The sequence below is a fragment of the Lysinibacillus sp. GW823-FHT02G10 genome, assembly GCF_058797135.1.
Genome location: NZ_JBXAJI010000003.1, coordinates 68,222 through 87,902, shown reverse-complemented (window position 1 = coordinate 87,902; position 19,681 = coordinate 68,222). Strand labels below are relative to the sequence as shown.

Annotated in this window: 18 protein-coding genes; all 18 read left to right on the top strand. The window is 38.0% G+C overall.

Going from position 1 to position 19,681, the window contains the following annotated elements; all coding sequences use genetic code 11:
* Window positions 1-191 precede the first annotated feature (191 nt).
* The gene (gene bshC / locus AC1RFD_RS12725; protein WP_347723584.1) at window positions 192-1,808 is read left to right on the top strand and encodes a bacillithiol biosynthesis cysteine-adding enzyme BshC; all 1,617 of its coding nucleotides are present in this window, start codon (window positions 192-194) and stop codon (window positions 1,806-1,808) included.
* A 254-nt stretch (window positions 1,809-2,062) separates the two neighbouring features.
* Window positions 2,063-2,494, top strand: a complete 432-nt coding sequence (gene mraZ, locus AC1RFD_RS12720; RefSeq protein WP_004224832.1) for a division/cell wall cluster transcriptional repressor MraZ — start codon at window positions 2,063-2,065, stop codon at window positions 2,492-2,494.
* Window positions 2,495-2,556: 62 nt separating this feature from the next.
* Window positions 2,557-3,507, top strand: a complete 951-nt coding sequence (gene rsmH / locus AC1RFD_RS12715; protein WP_048394669.1) for a 16S rRNA (cytosine(1402)-N(4))-methyltransferase RsmH — start codon at window positions 2,557-2,559, stop codon at window positions 3,505-3,507.
* The gene (ftsL, locus tag AC1RFD_RS12710) at window positions 3,508-3,879 is read left to right on the top strand and encodes a cell division protein FtsL (RefSeq protein ID WP_004224836.1); all 372 of its coding nucleotides are present in this window, start codon (window positions 3,508-3,510) and stop codon (window positions 3,877-3,879) included.
* Complete coding sequence (locus tag AC1RFD_RS12705) at window positions 3,876-6,098, top strand: penicillin-binding protein (protein ID WP_492474961.1); 2,223 nt, start codon at window positions 3,876-3,878, stop codon at window positions 6,096-6,098. The genes ftsL and AC1RFD_RS12705 overlap by 4 nt, the downstream gene beginning before the upstream one ends.
* Window positions 6,099-6,155: 57 nt before the next feature.
* On the top strand, window positions 6,156-8,072 hold the full coding sequence (locus AC1RFD_RS12700; protein ID WP_048394665.1) for a stage V sporulation protein D: 1,917 nt from the start codon (window positions 6,156-6,158) through the stop codon (window positions 8,070-8,072).
* A gap of 125 nt (window positions 8,073-8,197) precedes the next feature.
* Complete coding sequence (mraY, locus tag AC1RFD_RS12695; RefSeq protein WP_048394663.1) at window positions 8,198-9,169, top strand: phospho-N-acetylmuramoyl-pentapeptide-transferase; 972 nt, start codon at window positions 8,198-8,200, stop codon at window positions 9,167-9,169.
* Window positions 9,169-10,518 carry a UDP-N-acetylmuramoyl-L-alanine--D-glutamate ligase gene (gene murD / locus AC1RFD_RS12690; protein WP_492474960.1) on the top strand — a complete coding sequence of 450 codons (1,350 nt, stop codon included), beginning with the start codon at window positions 9,169-9,171 and terminating at the stop codon, window positions 10,516-10,518. The genes mraY and murD overlap by 1 nt, the downstream gene beginning before the upstream one ends.
* Window positions 10,519-10,558: 40 nt before the next feature.
* Complete coding sequence (gene ftsW, locus AC1RFD_RS12685) at window positions 10,559-11,638, top strand: putative lipid II flippase FtsW (protein ID WP_048394659.1); 1,080 nt, start codon at window positions 10,559-10,561, stop codon at window positions 11,636-11,638.
* Window positions 11,639-11,659: 21 nt separating this feature from the next.
* Window positions 11,660-12,493, top strand: coding sequence for a cell division protein FtsQ/DivIB (locus AC1RFD_RS12680; RefSeq protein WP_048394656.1), 834 nt, complete (start codon window positions 11,660-11,662; stop codon window positions 12,491-12,493).
* Complete coding sequence (locus tag AC1RFD_RS12675; protein ID WP_048394654.1) at window positions 12,471-13,199, top strand: DUF881 domain-containing protein; 729 nt, start codon at window positions 12,471-12,473, stop codon at window positions 13,197-13,199. Before AC1RFD_RS12680 ends, AC1RFD_RS12675 begins: the two co-directional genes overlap by 23 nt.
* A gap of 123 nt (window positions 13,200-13,322) precedes the next feature.
* Window positions 13,323-14,042 (top strand): DUF881 domain-containing protein, encoded by a 720-nt coding sequence (locus AC1RFD_RS12670; protein WP_036077135.1) that lies wholly within the window; start codon window positions 13,323-13,325, stop codon window positions 14,040-14,042.
* 3 nt (window positions 14,043-14,045) lie between these two features.
* Window positions 14,046-14,417: a small basic family protein gene (locus tag AC1RFD_RS12665; protein WP_048394651.1), complete on the top strand. Its 372-nt coding sequence runs from the start codon at window positions 14,046-14,048 to the stop codon at window positions 14,415-14,417.
* Window positions 14,418-14,512: 95 nt separating this feature from the next.
* Entirely contained in the window at window positions 14,513-15,796 is a 1,284-nt protein-coding gene (gene ftsA, locus AC1RFD_RS12660; RefSeq protein WP_004224856.1) for a cell division protein FtsA, read from the top strand.
* 53 nt (window positions 15,797-15,849) lie between these two features.
* Window positions 15,850-17,007, top strand: a complete 1,158-nt coding sequence (ftsZ, locus tag AC1RFD_RS12655; RefSeq protein ID WP_004224858.1) for a cell division protein FtsZ — start codon at window positions 15,850-15,852, stop codon at window positions 17,005-17,007.
* A gap of 182 nt (window positions 17,008-17,189) precedes the next feature.
* Complete coding sequence (locus AC1RFD_RS12650; protein WP_492474959.1) at window positions 17,190-18,023, top strand: sigma-E processing peptidase SpoIIGA; 834 nt, start codon at window positions 17,190-17,192, stop codon at window positions 18,021-18,023.
* Window positions 18,024-18,036: 13 nt separating this feature from the next.
* Window positions 18,037-18,744 carry an RNA polymerase sporulation sigma factor SigE gene (sigE, locus tag AC1RFD_RS12645; protein ID WP_009373518.1) on the top strand — a complete coding sequence of 236 codons (708 nt, stop codon included), beginning with the start codon at window positions 18,037-18,039 and terminating at the stop codon, window positions 18,742-18,744.
* Between the two features lie 114 nt (window positions 18,745-18,858).
* On the top strand, window positions 18,859-19,632 hold the full coding sequence (gene sigG / locus AC1RFD_RS12640) for an RNA polymerase sporulation sigma factor SigG (protein ID WP_004227313.1): 774 nt from the start codon (window positions 18,859-18,861) through the stop codon (window positions 19,630-19,632).
* Window positions 19,633-19,681 lie beyond the last annotated feature (49 nt).

Here is a 19,681-nt window from a genome sequence, read left to right as displayed (position 1 = left end):
ATGATGGCTTTAAAATCGAAATGTCTGCTGCAACATTGTTGCCTAAAAGCCGCTAATAGATGCCGCGGATTTTTTTTGAGCAATTTGAATGTCAAGGCAACATTGAGAGCCTCATGTGCATAGTATGAATGAAATTCAATTTCTTGTTATGAGTAAGGAAATGATTTAGTGAGTAGAGGAGTTTATGTTAAATGAAACTGGAGTCAATCCAAGTACCTATAAAAAATCATGTACTAGCAGATTACTGGTCGCCAAATACTGCCATTCATCAATTTTTTGAGTATGAATACAATGATCAAGCTTTTGAGAAAAGAGCGGAGCATTTAGCGCGAAATTCCCGTGATCAAAAAGAGTTAACAACAATCATCCGTCAATTTATGGAGCCGCTGGGGTTATCCAAAAAAGCGAATGAACATTTAGAACAACTAGAGCAAGGAGCTATGGTAATAGTTGGTGGACAACAAGCAGGTATCTTAACAGGCCCTCTTTACTCCGTTCATAAAGCTATTTCAGTTATTGCATTAGCGAAAGAGCAAAGTACGAAGCTTCAACAGCCTGTTATTCCTGTTTTCTGGATAGCTGGAGAAGATCATGACTTAGAAGAAATCAATCACACCTATACGGTACATGGGGAATTGCTGAAAAAAAGAGCTTATGGGGAGCGCTCTAGACGTAAAACGATGGCTTCTGCAACAGCCCTCAACAAAGAGTTGATGACGCAATTAATTAATACAATTATTCGTGATATTGGAGAAACAGAGTATACAGAAACGCTGATTAAGCAACTAGTTGACGCATTGAACAATAGTGAAACATTTACAGATTTCTTTGCCTGTCTAATGAATCAATTATTCAAAGAGGAAGGCTTATTATTAATCGATGCCGCTAACTTTCAATTCCGTCAATTTGAACATAAATATTTTGCTCAAATCATTCAATCCAATGAAGAAATTGCTAGAGTAGTAACGGAAAAGGAGCAAGAGCTTGAACGTGCTGGCTATGGTAAGCCTATTTTAGCAACATATGAAGCAGCCAATTTATTTTACGTAGAAGATGGGGAGCGACATCTTTTAGAAAGAAAAAATGATCTGTTTGTTAATTTAGCGGCAAACCTTAAATTTACACAAGAAGAGCTATTAGAAGTGGCGCATAATCATCCTGAACGTTTAAGTAATAACGTAGTAACTCGCCCATTGATGCAGGAGATGACATTGCCAGTATTAGCGTTTGTTGGAGGTCCAGGAGAGCTAGCTTATTGGGCGACACTGAAAAATGCATTTTCAGTGTTAGATTTACAAATGCCGATTTTTGCTCCGCGCCTACATATAACTATTGTCACTCGTCATGTAGAGCAATTATTACGCGAGCATCAACTAACTGTTACTGACGTATGGGAAGGGAAAGCATTACACCTGAAAGAACGTTTTATTGCAGATGTACAGGACAGTGAAGCCAAACGCCAAATTCAAGCTATGCAGCAGTTGTTAGTAGAAAAATATGAAGAGCTAGCCTCCTATTTAGAGAAACAGCATCTGCAATTAGATAAGATTCTTGAGAAAAATCAAGAAAATCATGCGAAGCAATTTGACTATCTACAGCAAAAAATTGAACAAACTGTATTGGGTAAGCATGAAACGACGATTCGTAAATTTATGACATTGCAAAATGAATTATATCCTAATGATGGTTTCCAAGAGAGATCCTTTAATCCGTATCAATATTTCAATGAGTTTGGACCTATGTTAATTACTGAAATGCTGAAGCAAAATTATAGCATCGGTAAACACCACTATTTACTTTATTTATAAAATTAATAAACAGATACTTTTTACCTAAGTAGTAATTTGATATCCTGTGAATTTGATGAATAATGTCGAGATAAATAGTATTTAAAGAGCTATCCTACCAGGGGTGGCTCTTTTTTTGTATCATTTAGCACATGTCAAAAAAATTCCTAAAGGTCTAATTGCATATTAAGTGATAAAATGTCAAGTTTTTTTTAAAAAAAGTGGAGGAAAGTGGGGGGATGTGGTACATTATTTAATAAAGTGGGGTGAGTAGTATGTTCATGGGAGAATATCAACACTCCGTTGATGCGAAAGGGCGATTAATCGTACCGGCAAAATTTCGTGAAGCTTTAGGCGAAACGTTTGTTGTCACAAGAGGTCTCGATAACTGTCTATTTGGCTATCCTATGAATGAATGGCGAAAACTCGAAGAGAAATTAAAAGGTTTACCAATGACCAAAAAAGATACACGAGCATTTGCGAGGTTTTTCTTTTCTGGAGCAACAGAGGTAGAGATAGACAAGCAGGGGCGTATCAACATCCCAGCTACCCTTATGCAGCATGCTCATCTAGTAAAAGAATGTGTGGTGTTGGGTGTTTCAAATCGAATCGAGATTTGGGCTAAGGATGCTTGGGAAGCTTACTTTAGTGAGTCTGAACAATCTTTTAATGAAATTGCAGAAAATATGATTGGCTTTGATTTTTAACTTGTAATAGGCATTACAACGTGATAGTTGAATGAGGTTAAGGCCTGAGAGGAGCGAGTGGTATGTTCGATCATACAACCGTGTTATTAAAAGAAACTGTTGATGGGTTGAACATAGATCCTGATGGTGTATATGTGGACTGTACACTAGGTGGTGCGGGACACAGTGAATATCTAGTACAACAATTATCAGATAAAGGCCGCTTAATTTGTTTTGATCAAGATATGACGGCTATTGAAAATGCGAAAATTCGATTAGCACCTTATATAGAGCGTGTTACATTTATCCATTCGAATTTCCGTTACTTAAAAGAAGAACTATTAGCTCATGGCATTAAGCAGGTTGATGGTATTTTATATGACTTAGGCGTATCTTCTCCACAATTAGATACACCTGAGAGAGGCTTTAGTTATCACCACGATGCACCACTTGATATGCGTATGGATCAAACTGCAACACTGACAGCATCAGATGTTGTTAATCAATGGGCATACGAAGATCTTGTTCGTATATTTTTCCGTTATGGAGAAGAAAAGTTTTCTAAACAAGTTGCCCGTAAAATTGAAGAGGCTCGAAAAACAGCACCGATTGAAACAACTGGTCAACTTGTAGAATTAATTAAAGAGGGTATTCCAGCAGCGGCACGCCGAAAAGGTGGACATCCGGCAAAGCGCATTTTCCAAGCAATAAGAATTGCTGTTAATGATGAGCTAGGCGCAGCAGAGGATTCATTAGTCGATGCGATTGATATGATTAACGTAGGGGGGCGCATTAGTGTCATTACGTTCCATTCATTGGAGGACCGCCTATGCAAGACAATCTTTAAGGAAGCGTCATCATTACCGGAATTACCGCCAAATTTACCTGTAATTCCTGATGACATGAAGCCAACTTTAAAGCTTATTACACGAAAGCCTATTATTCCTTCTGATGAAGAATTGGCAGTTAATAATCGTGCGCGTTCAGCGAAGCTTAGAGTGGTGGAGAAAATTAACGACAAAGGGCGTGAGTAAATGGCAGCAGTTCGTGTAAGGCAACAGCACCAACATCAACAAGTGCAACAACCGATAACACCACCTAGTCCACAACCCACTATCATACGTCGTAAAAAAACGAACCAGAAGTTTGAAAAGACAATGCTAATTGTTTTAATTGGCATTATTGCTGTACTAGGAATTCTTGTATTAAATAAACAAGCAGCGATTCAAACAACAAGTATAGACATTCAAAAAATCGAATCAGAAGCAGAAGAGATTGCGAAACAGAATGTTGACTTAACGGTTCGTGTAAGTGAACTTTCTACATACGAAAACATATGGAAAAAAGCCAAAGAACTCGGTTTAACTCAAAATGAGAAAAATGTAAAGGTAGTGCCGGGAGAATGAAAAAAAAGAGATTTCGATTCCAATGGGGAGCCTTTCTATTATTAATTTTTTATGGAGGGCTCTTTTTTCTATTATTCACAAGAATGGTGACATTACAGGCTACAGGTGAAGTGGAAGGACAAGAGCTTGCAGCGAGAGCAGCAGCTAAGTATGGTAAGGAAAGTGTAATTACAGCTAATCGTGGGAAGATTTATGATCAAAATGGACAAGTAATTGCAGAGGATACATTGAGTTATCGCATGATTGCCATTGTAAGCGAAAAGGCTACAACAGATCCAAAGAATCCTCGTCATGTAGTGGATTCGGAGAAAACGGCAAAAGTACTAGCGAAATATATTCCAGCGATGAAGGAAAAGGAAGACGAGATTGTTAAAAAATTGAACAATCGATATAGAAGTGATGGTGAACCTTTATATCAAGTTGAGTTTGGTAGCGCAGGCCGTGGCATTAGTCACGAGGTCATGAGTAAAATAAAGGAAGAAAAATTACCAGGAATTCTCTTTGTGAGTGACTTAAAACGGTATTATCCAAATGGTGTATTTGCCTCGCATTTAATTGGCTATGCTCTCAAAAAAGATAATGAAGATGGCACGGTTACAACCAAGGGAGAAATGGGTCTAGAATATACGTATGATAAAGAATTAACAGGCGTTAATGGCAAGGTGGAATATGAGACAGATGCTTTCCGCTATTTGCTTCCAAACAGTGAGAAAATGATTACACCTGCAAAAAATGGGGACGACATTTATTTAACACTTGATAAAACAATCCAAAGCTTCTTAGAGGAAGCAATGACAAAGGTTGAACAGGAATATAATCCTGAGTCCATGACCGCGGTAGTAGCAGATCCGAAGACTGGAAAGATTTTAGCAATGTCACAGCGTCCTACATTTAACCCAGAAACACGTGATAGTCAAAATATGAAGTGGCTGAATGAGGTGATTGAGGAGACAATTGAGCCTGGCTCAACGATGAAAACTTTCACGCTTGCTTCAGCTATCGATACGGGAAAATGGACACCGAATGATTGGTTTATGTCAGGTTCATATACAGTATTTGACCGTACGATTCGAGATCACAATAGATATGGTTGGGGTCCAATCACTTATTTAGAAGGTTTTCAACGCTCTGCCAATACTGGTATGGCCCATTTATTAACTAAGATTGGCGATGACGTATTTATTGATTATCTAGACCGCTTTGGTTTTGGGCACAAAACGGGAATTGATTTACCGAATGAAGCAGCGGGTACTATTTTATCGAAGTACCCTATTCAACGAGTAACAACAACTTACGGCCAAGGTTCAACAGTAACACCTATTCAGTTAATCCAAGCGATGACTGCTATTGCGAATGATGGCAAGATGATGCAACCGTATGTTATCGACCGTATTGTTGATTCTTCTACAGGGAAAATTATTCAAAATCATGAGCCTGTTGAAAAAGGACAGCCGATTAAAGCTGATACAGCGAAACAAGTACGAGAAATCCTAGCTTCAACATTAACATCAAAACATGGGACAGCGAAGGATTTTATATTGGAGGATTATGAGGTTGCAGGGAAAACGGGGACTGCCCAAATTCCGAAAGCTAGTGGTGGATATCTTTCAAACCAATACCTTTATTCATTTTTAGGCTTGGCTCCTGTAGATGATCCACAGCTAATTGTATATGTCTCAGTGAAAAAACCTAAGCTGAACAATGAGCTTGGATCTGTACCAGTATCGAAAGTCTTTAATCCAGTTATGTTAAATAGCTTAAAGCACCTTAATATCAACCCAGACGATGTTCAACATGTCAATAAAGTCAGCATTCAGGACTTTACAGGTCAAAGTGCTGAAGCGGTTGAAGTAGAATTAGCCAATGATGGTTTACAACCAATTGTTGTTGGTAGTGGTGGTAAAATTATTGAACAATATCCATCGAACACTCAAAAGCTGGTAAAAGGTAGTTTTGTATTTTTAAAGACAGATGGCGAGGTAACATTGCCAGACTTTACGAATTGGTCATTACGTAATTTACTAGTCTTCAAATCTATGACTGGACTAGAGATGGAAATATTCGGCGAAGGTTTTGTAGCAAGTCAAAGCGTTTCAGCTGGAACCGTCATCACTGATAGTTCCCCGATTGTTGTTAAGCTCAAAACACCTGCTGAAAGCTTTGTACAAGACGTTGAAGCTGCCTCTGAGGGTGAAGTTGAAGAAGTAGAGGATGAATAATACTGAATAGAAGTCCACTTTATTTCATACGTTGTAAAAAACAAGGTGTGATGTCGAATGAAGTGGATTTCTATCCATTCTAAAAAGCGTTTACGTATTTTATATGTGTTATTTATGTGTGTAGCAGTGGCAATTGTTGTTAGGTTGTTCTTTTTGCAAGTGTTAGATCAAAAAGAATTGACTACTAAGGCAGAGGAGAACTGGGACAGGGAAATTCCATTTGCGAATGAACGAGGGCATATAACAGATCGAGATGGAGAGAGTATTGTAACTAATAAGCTAGCGCCTACTTTATATTTCATGCCTTCACAAAGTGATGATATTGAAGGAGCTGCTGAAAAAATTGCCCAGGTTCTAGAAGTGGATAAAGCAAAGCTATTAGAGAAAATGCAAAAAAAAGCGTACTTAGTGAAACTAGCACCTGAAGGCAAAAATATACCTTATGAAAAAGCAGTAGAATTACAAGGCATGCAAATTGAAGGATTGTATAGTGGTGTTGATTATTCTAGGGATTATCCTTATGGCACTTTATTATCTCGATTTTTAGGTTTTACGGGGTATGATGCCCAAGGATTAGCTGGAATTGAATATGAATATGATAAATTTCTGCAGGCTAATTCTTCTGCTATCCGTCTCTTTACAGATGCCAAAGGTAATAATTTGCCTAATGTTTCAAGTGCTTGGAAAGCAGGAGAGGATGGTGCTACGATCGAGCTAACAATTGACGTTGATGTACAGCAAGTCGTAGAGCGCGAAATATCGCAAGCAATGAAGCGCTATGAAGCTGACCAAGCACTAGCGATTGCGATGAATCCAAACACTGGCGAAATTTTGGCATTAGCCTCTTATCCTACTTTCCACCCAGCGGAATATCAATTAGTAGAGCCAGCCATCTACAATCGAAATTTACCTGTATGGATGACGTATGAGCCCGGTTCTACTTTTAAAATTATTACCCTTAGTGCTGCGTTGGAAGAAAACTTAGTAGATTTGGAGCATGAAACCTTTTATGATCCAGGTTATACGATGGTGGCGGGAGCAAAGCTTCGCTGTTGGAAACGTGAAGGACATGGGCATGAAACCTTTTTAGAGGTGGTTGAGAACTCCTGTAACCCAGGCTTTATAGAATTAGGTCAGCGTCTAGGCAATGAGCGATTACTACAATATATTAAAGACTTTGGTTTTGGAAAAAAGACAGGGTCTAATATAGCTGGTGAAGCATCGGGTATTTTATTTTCTAAGGATGCCTTTGGTCCTGTTGAGCAGGCCACCACTTCATTTGGGCAAGGGGTAGCCGTGACACCTATTCAACAAGTTCAAGCAGTAGCTGCTGCCATAAATGGAGGCAAGCTTTATACGCCATATGTTGTGAAAAAGGTATTTAATCCAAATACAGGTGAAGTCATACAAGAAACGCAACCAGTTGTTAAAAATCAGGTAATTCGTGAAGAAACCTCTGCTAAGGTTCGTGGTGCTTTGGAATCAGTAGTAGCGAATGGTTCAGGTCGACAAGCCTTTCGAGATGGACTGCGAATTGGTGGTAAAACTGGAACAGCGCAAAAAGTTGAAAATGGCCGTTATAAAAGTGGAGAGTACATCGTATCCTTTATTGGCTTTGCACCAGCAGACAATCCGCAAATTGTTGTCTATGTAGCTGTTGACAATCCGAAAAAGACAACCCAGTTTGGTGGTGTTGTAGCAGCACCTATAGTGGGGCAAATTATTGAGGATGTTGCGCCTTTTGTAGGTATTGAAAAATCGAAGGAACAACTGGAAAAGGATTATCGTTATGGTGACCCAATTACTGTGAAGGTACCGAATTTTATTGGTCAAACAAAGGATGATATTGCCAAGCAATTTTATCCATTCCGTATTGAATGGCATGGAGAAGGGACTAAAATTGGTAATCAATTACCTGAAGTGGATAGTGTTATCAAACAAGATGGTACCATTCATTTATATTTGGAGAACTAAAATAACTTTACCTTTAAAAAATGGGAAAGAACCACTATTATTATGAAGGGTAGTAATAATAAAATGAAAGTTAATGCTTTTTTCTTAAAGAAGAAAGTGAAACAAGATTTAAAGGAGATTTTTCAATGAAACTCGCAACAACACTTACCATTTTAGCTCTTGCTTTTATAGTAACAGTTATCCTGGCACCAATTAGTATTCCACTTCTTCGTCGTCTAAAGTTTGGGCAAAGTATTCGAGAAGAGGGACCAAAATCACATATGAAAAAAGCTGGTACACCAACAATGGGGGGAATCATTTTCTTAATATCCATCCTCGTAACAACTGTTGGTGTAGGTAGCTTTTTAGATTTATTAACGACACAGACCGTAGTACTTTTATTAGTATTAGCAGGATTCGGCTTAATAGGTTTATTAGATGATGGTTTAAAGGTTGTATTTAAAAGAAATTTAGGTTTAACCTCTCTTCAAAAATTGATTGGTCAAATTGTTATTGCTATTCTTGCGTATTTCCTTCTACATGTAGGATCGTTTGATACAACGTTAGCTATTCCATTTACGGAGTGGACCATTGATCTAGATGTATTCTATGTAGCCTTTTTAATTTTTTGGTTAGTAGGCTTCTCCAATGCAGTGAATTTGACAGATGGACTAGACGGGCTAGTGGCGGGTACTGCCTCCATTGCCTTTGCAGCATTTGGTGTTATTGCGCTATTCCAAAGTCAGGCAGATATTGCACTATTTTCGTTTGCTGTAACAGGTGCTTTATTAGGCTTTTTATTATTTAATGCAAATCCTGCAAAGGTATTTATGGGGGATACGGGGTCATTAGCATTAGGTGGAGCATTAGCTATGGTATCTGTCTTAGTAAAAGAAGAATTCTTGCTTTTACTAGTTGGCTTAGTGTTTGTGATCGAAACACTTTCCGTTATTTTGCAGGTAGGTAGCTTTAAGCTTCGAAAAAAGCGTATTTTTAAAATGAGCCCTATTCATCATCATTTTGAATTATCGGGTTGGTCAGAATGGAAAGTAGTGCTTGTCTTCTGGTCAACTGCCTTAGCAGTAGCATTAATTGCAGTCTTATCGGAGGCGTTCTAATGAAAAACTATACAGATTTACAACATAAAAAAGTACTTGTGTTAGGTCTAGCAAAAAGTGGTGTGGCCGCTGCTGAAATTTTACATGAGCTTGGTGCATTTGTAACAGTAAATGATTCAAAACCATTTGATGAAAGTCCAGATGCACAAGGGCTCTTACAGAAGGGGATTACAGTTATCTGTGGTCGCCATCCTGAAGATTTACTTGATGAAGGCTTTGAGTTAGTGGTAAAAAATCCAGGTATACCTTATAGCAATCGAATTGTGGCTGATGCCCTTAGTCGAGAGATTCCAGTCTGGACAGAGATTGAGCTAGCTTTTTTAATTAGTGATGCACCATTTATTGGTATAACAGGCTCAAATGGCAAAACAACGACGACAACTTTAATATTCGACATGTTAAGTAACGGAAGTAAAAATCCTTTAATTGCTGGAAATATTGGGACAGTTGCTTGTGGCGTCGCAAAAGAAGCTAATCAAGATGACATCATTGTAACAGAATTGTCTTCTTTCCAATTGATGGGGATTAAAACGTTTAAGCCTAAAATTGCTATTTTGACGAATCTTTATGATGCGCATCTAGACTATCATGGAACATTTAATAACTATGCTGAAGCGAAGTTTGGCGTAACTCGTAATCAATATGACAGTGATTATTTTATTTATAATGCCGACCAACCGATAGTGGTTGGATATGCAGCACAATCTCATGCACAGAAGATTCCATTCAGTTCGAAGGGGCGTACTGCAAATGGAATTAGTGCAGATGATACAACAATTTATTGGCAAGGTGAACCATACATGGATCGCGCGAACATTGCCTTGCCTGGTAAGCATAATTTAGAAAATATCCTAGCAGCCGTGGCAGCCTGTATTTTAGTTGGCTGTGACAAAGAGAAGATGGAAGAGGTTTTAGCGACATTTGGTGGAGTTAGACACCGTACACAATTCGTACGTGAATGGAACGGTCGTAAGATTTACAACGACTCTAAGGCAACCAATTGCTTAGCGACAAAGAGTGCTTTAGATGCTTTCCAAGCTCCTGTCATTTTACTCGCAGGTGGCTTAGATCGTGGACATTCTTTCGAAGAGCTTCGCCCTTGTATGAGTCATGTAAAGGGTGTTGTTGCGTTTGGAGAAACTGGCTTACGATTTGTAGAATTTGCAAAATCGTGTGGTGTCCAACATACCGTCATTGCTCAAAATGTAGAAGACGCTGTTCAATATGCAGCACCGATGTCTGCAGAAGGAGATGTTATTTTACTATCTCCAGCATGTGCAAGTTGGGATCAATATGACAGCTTTGAAATACGTGGAGATGTTTTTATTGATGCTGTAATGAAGCTGTAATGAGCCTGTAACTATTTTAGAATATACTTGACTTGGAAGGATGGCATTACTGAGAGGTAAAGAAAGCTACTTATTGCTCGTCACAACTTTGATGCTATCAATAATCGGCATTATTTTCGTCTATTCTGCAGGTACCTATTGGAGTGCCGTTCATTATAGTGGAAAAATGCCGTTTTATATGAAGCAAAGCGTATACTTTGTGGTAGCCATTGTCGTATTTTTAATCACGATTCGATTAAATATTTTGAGAGAGCAGTCCTTTTGGAAAATGGCCTATATATTTTCGTTAATTTTACTCGTTCTCGTCCTGATTCCTGGTATAGGATTAGTGCGAAATGGTTCGCAAAGCTGGATTGGTGTAGGTCCATTAACAATACAGCCGGCAGAGCTAACGAAAATTACCGTCATTGTGTACTTGAGCCATATATTAGCCCAACATAAAACGGGCACTCCTGTTGTTAACTGGCGACATGGTTTTATCCTGTTACTTCCTGTTGTTCTTATCATGTTGCAGCCGGATTTTGGCTCAGTATTTATTCTCGTTGTATCTGTGTTTTTATTGTTTTTTGTCGCTGGCTATCCTCTAAAATTATACGCCATGATTATGCTAGCTGGTGTTGCTGGATTAGTAGGTCTCATAGCGACAGCGCCATATCGTCTAAAGCGTATAGAAGCATTTCTTGATCCATGGGCTGATCCCTTGGTTAGCGGGTTCCAAGCGGTGCAATCTTTAATGGCTATCGGTCCAGCAGGGATTTTTGGGCATGGCTTTGGACAAAGCCGACAAAAGTTTCTGTATTTACCAGAGCCTCAAAATGATTTTATTTACGCCATTATTTTAGAAGAAGTCGGATTGATTGGTGGCCTCGTTATTTTAGTGCTTTTTGTACTAACGATCTATGCAGGCTATAGATTTGCTGTACAGGCTAAAAACCGAACGTCCTATTATGCGATTATCGGGCTAGTCACAATGCTTATGGTGCAGGCTTTTCTAAATATAGCCGTAGTAATAGGTTTAGTGCCAGTAACGGGTGTTACATTACCTTTTATTAGCTATGGTGGAACATCTTTAGTAACAATGTGGTTAATAATAGGTATTATTTATCAATTAGCGAAATAAATATAAAGGAGGAGTACTTTTGTGGAGAAAGTAATTGATATAGAAGAACGCATACCTACGCTAAAAAAGCGACGAAAAAAGCGTACAAACCGGAAATTTATAGTGCTAATATTACTTTTCTTTATTGTGTTAGCAGTACTCCTTTATTTTCAATCTCCATACAGTAACATCAATAAAATCACTGTCAATGGTGCAAAGCTAGCGAATGACCAATATTATTTGGAGGCAAGTACTCTTGCGCCAGGAAAATCAATGTGGAGTTTCAAAGTGGAAGATATTGAACAGATTTTATTAAAGGATAAATGGGTAAAAGAAGTACAGGTTAACCGTAACTGGTTACAAGGCGTAACAATTGATATTAAAGAATGGAAAAAAGTTGCGTACTTAGCTGGGGATGGGACTTATTATCCTTTGCTAGAAAACGGCAAGCGCTTTGAACAAACGGGAAATGATACACCCATTGATGCACCTGTTTTTATCGGGATAACTGGTGAAAAGACAATTAATAAGCTTGTTGAACAGCTAGCACAATTAAAGCCCGAAGTATTAGCTTTAATTTCACAGGTTAACACGAATAGTAATGAAGCTAATCCAAATGCAGTCAAGCTTTATATGAATGATGGCTACGAAGTACGTGCTGTTATTCAGACACTAGCGGAAAAGTTAAATTACTACCCCTCTATCGTCGCACAAATTGCTAACTTAGAAAAAGGTGTGATTGATTTAGAGGTCGGTTCATACTATCGTCCTTTTAACGAGGAATACAACAAGATTAGTATTGACATGGAAGTAAATGCAGATGGTGAAATGGTTAACCAGGAAGTGACAGAAGATGAACAACAAGAAGACGAATAGCAAAGGTAGTTTTTTTACTAGAAAACAATTCGAATTACTAATTGTTTGTGTAACAACAGGATTTATCATCGGCTATTCATACAACCAGGCGAAAGATAATCGAGAAGCAGGCACTATTAATTCTGAGCTTTTTGAGCAAGAAGATTCTTATCGTGAGGAGCTAATCACTCAACAAGAGCGCAATAAAGAACTTACGGAAGAACTAAATCATTTACAAGAACAAATTCGGAAGTATGAAAAATCCTTTGCTTCAAACGAAAAGGACTACAAGAAGCTTGTTGAGCAAGCAGAAGATTTACGGCTTTTACTCGGTGAACTAAAGAGTGAGGGGAAGGGCATACGCATAACCCTTCAAGATGGAGACTATGATCCAAAATCCTTAAATCCAAATGACTATATTGTCCATGAAAGTCATGTATTTAAATTGTTAAATGAACTAAAAATTTCAGGCGCGCAAGCTATTGCTATTAATGGACAACGTGTATTAGCGAGTTCTTATATTCGCTGTAATGGCCCAGTAATAACAATTGATGGTACACAACATCCAGCTCCGTTTGTAATCGAAGCGGTTGGTGATTCAGATACATTAATAGCTTCTTTAAACTTAAACGGGGGCGTGGTGGATCAATTACTAAATGACAATATTGTTGTGTCACTTGAAGAAAATCAGAAGCTTACCATGCCAAAAGTAAAAATAGAAAGTTAGGACAAGTTCTATACTTTAAACTTCATGTTTAATTTAGCCTTCAGTTATATAGTCGATTGTAGAAAATTATACAATTCAAAGTCGTATTCTGAGGGGCATACGATACGTCTAGGAGGGGCTATTTTGAAAAGAAATATGTACACCCGAATAACGATCGTGCTATTTATTATCGGTTTGATGATAGCGGTACAATACAATACCATACAAAAACCAGCTGAGCGAGATACACGAGATATTTGGGCAATAAGAGAGGAATTAGCACAAGAAAAACAAAGACATTCCGCACTACTGGCAGAAATTCGCTCACTTCATGAAGTAGTGGATCGCTATGAGCAATCTGAAAAAGTAAATCAGCAAGCAGCTTTAAATGAAACATTAAATCGTTTAAAGCTACAAGCAGGATTAACAGAAGTTATAGGGCCAGGTGTTGTACTTCGAGTTGAACCTGCACCTGAACTGATAGAAATGGGCTATGAAATTAAAGAGATTTCACCCGATTTGTTAACTCAATTATTGAATACCCTTTTTAAGAACAATGCTACTAATGTCTCAATTGATGGTAATCGGGTAGTACAAACAACAGCCATACGGGATATTAATGGTAAGACAACAGTAAACAGTATACCACTGTCTTCGCCTTCATTTGAGATATTTGTTGGGACAAGCGATTATAAAGCAGCACAAAAAATGTATAATTCCTTGCAGGCCTCAACATTTATAGACTCATTTTATTTAGACAATTTTAATTTAGTAATTGAAGAACCAATTGAACAGTTACAAATTCCAGCATTTGATCAGCCGTTGACAAATGATTATTTAGCAGAGGTAAAAAAAGGAGATTAATATATGTGGCTACCATTTTTAGGTTTGGTATTTGGACTTGCCCTTGGCTTGTTAACAAATATACAAATCCCCTCTATGTATGAAAATTATCTGTCAATAGCTGTTTTAGCAGCTTTAGATACATTATTTGGAGGTATTCGTGCTCAATTACAGCAAGTTTACGATGATAAAGTTTTTGTATCAGGATTCTTTTTTAATATAGTTCTAGCAGCAGGATTAGCTTTTATAGGAGTGAATTTGGGGATAGATTTGTATTTAGCAGCGATTTTCGCTTTTGGAGTACGTTTATTCCAAAATATAGCAATTATTAGGCGTATATTACTAACTCGGTTAGATGAGAAACGTCACAAGCGGAAAAAAACTTCCATAGAATGAGAGAAAAATTGACCAAAATACTCGATTTGCTTAGACATTATGCCAAATTTACAATAGAATGAAAACAAGAGCATTTTTCAAGGAGGTGCAGCGAATTGAATCAGCAAGATTTATACATTTCCCTTGATATTGGGTCCTCCTCTGTCAAGGTATTAATAGGTGAAATGAGTGACGGGCAATTACATGTAATTGGCGTCGGAAATGTAAAGTCGAATGGAGTTCGAAAAGGTGCAATTGTTGATATTGATGCAACAGTACAATCTATTCGAAAAGCAATAGAACAGGCCGAACGAATGACTGGTTATCAAATCCATGAAGTCGTTTTAGGCGTTCCAGCTAACCAGACGATGTTACAGCTAGTTAAAGGTGTTGTCGCTGTAAATAGTGAAAATAGAGAAATTACAGATGATGATTTAGACAGAGTGGTAGAATCTGCACAAGTCATGTCAATACCTCCTGAACGTGAATTAGTTAACATCATTCCAAGACAGTTTATTGTGGACAACCTTGATGAAATTAAAGACCCTCGTGGTATGATTGGCATCCGTCTTGAAATGGATGCAACAATGATAACGACATCCAAAACGCTTTTACACAATGTTCTTCGCTGTGTTGAGCGAGCGGGTTTAAGTATACGAGAAATATATTTGCAGCCATTAGCATCAGGCTACTTTGCATTAACAGAAGATGAAAAAAACCAAGGAACTGCCTTTATTGATTTAGGTGGCGGATCTACAACAATTGCAGTTTTTGAAGAGGGGTTATTAACGCATACGGGTGTCATACCAGTTGGTGGTGATCATATAACGAAAGATATTTCAATCGTTTTAAAAACACCAACAGAACAAGCAGAACAAATTAAACACCAGTTTGGACACGCCTTTTATGATGACGCATCAGATGACGAACTCTTTGAAGTGCCTGTCGTGGGTACAGATTCTACTGATCAGTACAGCCAACGTTATATATCGGAGATTATCGGTGCTAGATTAGAAGAATTACTAGAGTTAGTTATAGATGAATTAGCACGTTTAGGTGTTAGAGATTTACCAGGCGGTGTAGTTTTAACTGGTGGTGTTGCAAAGCTTGAGGGGATTGCCCAATTAGCACGTCAAATTCTACAAACGCGTGTTAGAATCTATACACCCGATTATATCGGTGTTAGAGAGCCTTCATTTGCGACGGCAGTTGGACTTATTCGTTACGCCTATTTAGAAGATGATTTTTACGGTAAAAGTACGAATACGCAGCCTGTTGAATATGCAGTTGTAGGGGCTCAACCAGCTATAAGCAAAAAGCAAGAGTATTCTGCACCTTCAGAACCAAAAGAAAGCGTAATTGGGAGAGCAAAAAAATTATTTGATAAGTTTTTTGATTAACTAGAATGCGTAATGAATGATACAGAGTCGAGTTACCGTGGGAGGAAAAAGAGATGTTAGAATTTGATACAAGTGTTGATGAACTTGCAGTAATAAAGGTCATAGGTGTTGGTGGCGGCGGTAACAACGCTGTCAATCGAATGATAGAACATGGTGTACAAGGTGTTGACTTTATCGCAGTTAACACGGATGCTCAGGCATTAAATTTATCCAAAGCGGAAGTAAGGCTACAAATTGGGGCTAAATTAACGCGTGGATTAGGTGCAGGTGCAAATCCAGAAGTAGGAAAAAAAGCTGCTGAAGAGAGCAGAGAACAGCTAGAAGAGGTTTTAAGAGGCGCCGATATGGTATTCGTGACTGCTGGTATGGGCGGCGGAACGGGTACTGGGGCAGCTCCAGTGATTGCACAAATTGCACGTGAATTGGGAGCCCTAACAGTAGGTGTTGTCACACGTCCATTTACTTTTGAAGGTCGTAAACGTCAAACACAAGCAATCGGTGGAATTGGCGGTATGAAAGAAGCAGTAGATACACTGATTGTGATACCAAACGACAAGCTACTACAAATAGTTGATAAATCAACACCAATGTTAGAAGCCTTTAGAGAAGCCGATAATGTATTACGTCAAGGTGTACAAGGTATTTCAGATTTAATTGCTACACCTGGTCTTATTAACTTAGACTTTGCAGACGTGAAAACGATTATGTCCAACAAAGGTTCAGCCTTAATGGGAATTGGTATTGCAACAGGTGAAAACAGAGCTTCTGAGGCTGCAAAGAAAGCTATTTCAAGTCCATTGCTTGAATCATCCATTGATGGTGCTAAAGGTGTCCTTATGAACATTACAGGTGGTTCAAATCTTAGCTTATTTGAAGTACAAGAAGCAGCAGATATCGTAGCTTCTGCATCAGATGAAGAGGTAAATATGATTTTCGGTTCTGTAATTAATGAAAATCTTAAAGATGAAATCATTGTTACAGTTATTGCGACAGGCTTCACAGAGGAAGCTTTACAGCAACAACGACCTACAGCAAAACCAACACTTAATATGAACAGACAATCTGCTCCACAGCAACAAGCACCTATTCGTGAACAACGACAAGAAATGCATGTTCAACATGAGCAGCCACGTCAAAATCAGCAAAATTATGCACAGGATGACATGCTTGAGGTTCCGGCATTTTTACGTAACCGCAAAAATCGTGGTTAATTAACTTCTAAAAAGCTCGTATTTTACATATGTAAAATACGAGCTTTTTATATTGTCTGCCATGATGTTCAAATGTGTAAGGAAACCATGTTTTTTGTCAAAACATTTTTAGGAAATGATGCGATTGTTTGACAATATTTGTGGGAGTAACGTGCTAACTTTGTAAGTAGGAGGCGGCTGTTATGTATGGAGAATGGCTGGTGCTCATTAATACGCTTTTTAATCTAGCGATACTCACGTTTACGGCAAGAGTAACAGGAGTCCTTGTAAAAAATTCAAGATTATTAATGAGTTCTATTTGTAGTAGTTTTGTAGCTGTCATTGGCGGTCAAGTGCTGTGGACGACAATTCTTAGTTTTATATTGTTAATTGGTATAGCGTTTCACTTTAAGATTCGAAGCTTTCAGAAGCAAGGACCTATTGTGTTAACAGCAACGATCGTTATTGGCGGATTGTTAACAGCACTACAACCTTTTTTAAAAAATCTTTCTTCCATCCATTTCATTATGATTTGCTTTTTGCTTGCAGTTATAAATCTTATTGCATTTTATAAGCAATGGGGTTTTGTAAAATTAGAACGCTTAAGTGGTCAATTTGTATTTGATACAACTTTAACAATCTTTGGGGCAAAGATACCACTTTCTGCCTTTGTAGATACAGGAAATCAAGCCATTGAGCCATTATCAGGAAAGCCGGTTCATTTTGTTTCCTATACTGCTTTGAGACCACATTTACCTTCAGCGTTCCGGGAATCATTAATGGAATGGCAAGAAACAGATCCGTACAATGTATCTATGTTTTCAGAAGATTATCAGCGTTATATACGATTTATTCATGTCAATACAGTACAGCAGCAAACCGTTGTCCTTGGTTTTCGCTTTGATGAGTGGCATATAAAGGGGGAGCCTTCGCAAGTGAAAATGAATGAATATATCGTATTAACCAAAAAAGCTAAAAATTTTCCACATAGCACAGCAGCAATTTTACATTTTTCAGCGCTTTCAAATAACTCATAGAGGGGGAGAACTATTGCTTCTTAGGCTACTTGCTAGCTTGAAAAAATTATGGAGTAAGTTTCGGAGTCGTGAAACGTACTATATAGGGGGAAATGATTCATTGCCAGTGCCATTAAGTCGAGAAGAAGAAGTTACAGTCATTGCATCCTTTATGAATGGTGATTTACGAGCTAGAGACACACTAATTGAACGTAATTTACGTCTTGTTGTTTATATTGCTAGACGTTTTGATAATACGGGAACGCCAATCGAAGACTTAATCAGTATTGGCTCCATTGGTTTAATAAAAGCAATTGAGACGTTCAATACGGATAAAAATATTAAGCTTGCAACATACGCATCACGCTGTATTGAAAATGAAATTTTAATGCATTTACGAAAAACAAGTCGTATGAAGGGTGAAGTATCCTTAGATGAGCCACTAAATTCTGATGCAGATGGAAATGAATTATTACTGTCAGATATTTTAGGAACAGAAGAGCATATTATTTTAGATAATGTGGAGAAAAAAATTGAACGTCAGCATATGTTCCACGCTATTAATTTACTAGGTGCGCGTGAACGTTATATTATGGAATGTCGCTTTGGTCTCAATGGAAAAGTTGAAATGACACAAAAAGAAGTTGCAGATCATTTAGGCATATCGCAATCATATATTTCCCGTTTAGAAAAGAAAATTATTCAAGATTTACGTGAAAATTTAAATCAACCAATTTCTTAGAAAGGGAAATTTATCCTACCTAAAATTGGTCGCAGCTTTTGTGCATATTCTTGTTTCTCTCGGACAAACTGATGTCACGGTTTAGTCAGAGAATAACATCCGGAGGAATCGAATATGCGAACAAAAGTAGATCTTTGCGGCTTAGATACATCGACTTTGCCAATTCTAAAGCACGAGGAAATGAAGGAACTCTTTATCCGATTACAAGCTGGAGAAACAGAGATTAGAGAAGAGCTTGTGATGTGCAATTTAAGGTTAGTGCTTAGTATTGTCGGTAGATTTGCCTATAGAGGTGAACAGGCAGATGATTTATTTCAAGTAGGCTGTATTGGCCTCATGAAAGCCATTGATCATTTTGATTTAAAGCATAATGTACGATTTTCGACATATGCTGTACCAATGATTATTGGTGAAATTCGTCGCCATCTGCGTGATCATCATGCATTACGTGTATCTCGCTCTCTAAGAGATATAGCTTATAAGGCAATGCAGGCAAAAGAGCAATGGATAACCGATAATTTGCGAGAACCAACGATTGAAGAAATTGCCGAGATGATCGACATGAAAAAGGAAGACGTTTTATTTGCTTTAGATGCCATTCAAGATCCAGTTTCATTACAGGAACCCATTTATTCAGATGGCGGAGATGCTGTTTATATGATGGACCAATTACGTGATGATGATGTATCAGAAGATCAATGGGTTGCCTATGTGTCGGTAAAGGAAAGCTTGCAAAAGCTAGATGAACGTCAGCAAATGATCGTTGCCAAACGATTTTATTATGGAGAGACCCAAACTGAGATTGCCAAAGAACTTGGGATTTCTCAAGCACAAATTTCACGTCTTGAAAAAAATGCAATTGAAACAATGCAAAAAGATTACAAATAAAAAAATGCGCATCGTATAATTCGGTGCGCATTTTATCTTCATTCAATGA

Excerpts from the sequence above, each read along its gene's own strand:
- AC1RFD_RS12705 (WP_492474961.1), top strand. The coding sequence starts at position 3,876 with ATGAAAAAAAAGAGATTTCGATTCCAATGGGGAGCCTTTCTATTATTA.
- AC1RFD_RS12700 (WP_048394665.1), top strand. The coding sequence starts at position 6,156 with ATGAAGTGGATTTCTATCCATTCTAAAAAGCGTTTACGTATTTTATAT.
- AC1RFD_RS12665 (WP_048394651.1), top strand. The coding sequence starts at position 14,046 with ATGTGGCTACCATTTTTAGGTTTGGTATTTGGACTTGCCCTTGGCTTG.
- ftsL (WP_004224836.1), top strand. The coding sequence starts at position 3,508 with ATGGCAGCAGTTCGTGTAAGGCAACAGCACCAACATCAACAAGTGCAA.
- ftsZ (WP_004224858.1), top strand. The coding sequence starts at position 15,850 with ATGTTAGAATTTGATACAAGTGTTGATGAACTTGCAGTAATAAAGGTC.
- rsmH (WP_048394669.1), top strand. The coding sequence starts at position 2,557 with ATGTTCGATCATACAACCGTGTTATTAAAAGAAACTGTTGATGGGTTG.
- sigG (WP_004227313.1), top strand. The coding sequence starts at position 18,859 with ATGCGAACAAAAGTAGATCTTTGCGGCTTAGATACATCGACTTTGCCA.
- AC1RFD_RS12675 (WP_048394654.1), top strand. The coding sequence starts at position 12,471 with ATGAACAACAAGAAGACGAATAGCAAAGGTAGTTTTTTTACTAGAAAA.
- AC1RFD_RS12650 (WP_492474959.1), top strand. The coding sequence starts at position 17,190 with ATGTATGGAGAATGGCTGGTGCTCATTAATACGCTTTTTAATCTAGCG.
- mraZ (WP_004224832.1), top strand. The coding sequence starts at position 2,063 with ATGTTCATGGGAGAATATCAACACTCCGTTGATGCGAAAGGGCGATTA.
- ftsW (WP_048394659.1), top strand. The coding sequence starts at position 10,559 with ATGGCATTACTGAGAGGTAAAGAAAGCTACTTATTGCTCGTCACAACT.
- murD (WP_492474960.1), top strand. The coding sequence starts at position 9,169 with ATGAAAAACTATACAGATTTACAACATAAAAAAGTACTTGTGTTAGGT.
- mraY (WP_048394663.1), top strand. The coding sequence starts at position 8,198 with ATGAAACTCGCAACAACACTTACCATTTTAGCTCTTGCTTTTATAGTA.
- bshC (WP_347723584.1), top strand. The coding sequence starts at position 192 with ATGAAACTGGAGTCAATCCAAGTACCTATAAAAAATCATGTACTAGCA.